Source organism: Halospina sp. K52047b (assembly GCF_008709855.1).
In the GTDB taxonomy this organism is placed as follows: Bacteria; Pseudomonadota; Gammaproteobacteria; order Pseudomonadales; family Oleiphilaceae; genus Halospina; species Halospina utahensis_B.
In genome coordinates, this window is record NZ_VYJH01000026.1 from 1 (window position 1) to 1762 (window position 1762).

At 62.8% G+C, this 1762-nt stretch carries 1 protein-coding gene; it reads right to left on the minus strand.

Annotated features, from left to right (window positions below; genetic code table 11):
- Positions 1 to 43: 43 nt before the first annotated feature.
- On the minus strand, positions 44 to 1690 hold the full coding sequence (gene tnpC / locus F3089_RS15705) for an IS66 family transposase (protein ID WP_151441723.1): 1647 nt from the start codon (positions 1688 to 1690) through the stop codon (positions 44 to 46).
- Between the last annotated feature and the right edge of the window lie 72 nt (positions 1691 to 1762).

Sequence of the window (1762 nt, forward strand, 5' to 3'; positions counted from 1 at the left end):
TGTAAGCGCCCGCAAATCGACCCACTTGCCCCAGGCGCATTGATCAGCTCTTTTTTGGAGCCGGCTCCAGGTCGGTATTCCAGGGCAGCAGCGCTTCCAGTTTCTCGACGGTGTCCGCCTCGGCGATATGGTTGAGGAGGTGGTGGATATAGGCGGAGGGCTCCAGACCGTTCGCCCTAGCCGTCTCAATGAGCGAGTAACAAGTGGCACTGGCGTTGGCCCCTCGCGCGGTATCTGCAAACAGCCACGCCCTGCGTCCAAGCGCGAACGGGCGGATGGCGTTCTCGGCCAGGGCGTTGCTGATCTGCAGATCCCCACGCTGGCAGTAGCCCACAAGGGTCTCCCACTGGTTCAGGGCATAGTCCATGGCCTTGCGGGTCAGTGAGCCCTTCGCGACTTTGTCGGCATTGGCGTCCAACCAGCTCTTGAACGCCTGCAGCCGGGGCAGGCTCTCGGCCTGGCGGATGCGATAGCGCTCGTCATCGCCCATCTCTTTGATCCGGCGCTCAATGGCGTAGAGCTTGCGGATATGGCCCAGGGCGACGTCGGCCTTGGCGGTCTGGCGTTGGCCTTTGCCCTTCTTTTTCGACGGTGCTGCCTTCGAGGCCTCGACGAACTTGCGACGGGCATGGTCCCAGCACCCGATCCGGGTGATGGCGTTATCCCGACACACCTTCCCGTAGCCGGAGTAACCATCGGCTTGCAGGATGCCATTGAAGTCATCGAGCAGGCGCACGGGCACGCTGCCCGCCCGTGAGGGGTCGTACTCGAACAGCACCGTGGGCTGGCCCGGTGGGCCACCCCGCGTCACCCAGATCCATTTATCGGACTGGGCGGTTTTGCCGTCCTCCTTGAGCACCTGCAGGCGGGTCTCATCGGCCTGGAGGTAGTCGCTGGTGTTCTGTGCCTCGCGCATGAGGTTGATCAGTGGCTTGAACACCTCGTTCAGCCGGATGATCCAGTGCGCCATGCTGGTGCGGCTGATCGGGTGCCCGAGCCGCGCCAGCATGCTTTCCAGCCGGTACAGCGGCAGGCCATCGGCGTACTTCGAGGTGATGATGTGGGCCAGCAGCGAGGTGGTGGCCATGCACTTGCCCAGCGGATGGACCGGGCGCGACGCGCCCACCACGGCCTCTTCGCCATCGTCGTGCTCGAACACGGCCCTTTCCTGCCAGTATTCGAGCACGTTCAACTGCGCGGGGATGTACTCCAGCTCTTCCTTGACCTTGGTAAAGAAGGTCTTGGTGGCACCGGCCTTTTCCTCGTCGCTTAAGGTCAGCTCGATGCGCTTGCGCCGCAGTGCGGCTGAGAAGCCGCGCTGGGCGCACTTGCGCGCCGGGCGCGGTGGCTCATCCGGATCCGGTTCATCGTCGTCGTCCCCAACTTCCTCGCGCAGGGCCTCGATCTCGGCTTCCACCTCCGCCTCATCGAAAAGCGTGACCTGGTAGCGATGCTTCTCACTACTGGCGGCGAACTTCTGGAGGGTTTTCAGCCGCAGCATTTCCTCGAGCAGATCAATGCGGGTGTCGCGTTGGCGGATGGCCTGTTCATGCTGTTCGCGCTGGCTCGCAAGCGCCTGCTCGCTGGCCTGGAGTTGCTGCTGGAGATCGCTGATAACGCCGGCCATCTCAGTGGGCGAAAGACCACTGAGATCGGGGGCTGAAGGGGCGTTATCAGGCGTTGATTTCATGGCGAAATGATAGCAAAAACAGCGCCCTGGCGCACGCAAAAACGCCTATCCGAGCGCCTCGTAATGCAACTT

Bases quoted from the DNA above. Each gene is read 5' to 3' on its own strand.
- tnpC (WP_151441723.1), bottom strand. From the start codon at position 1,690: ATGAAATCAACGCCTGATAACGCCCCTTCAGCCCCCGATCTCAGTGGT.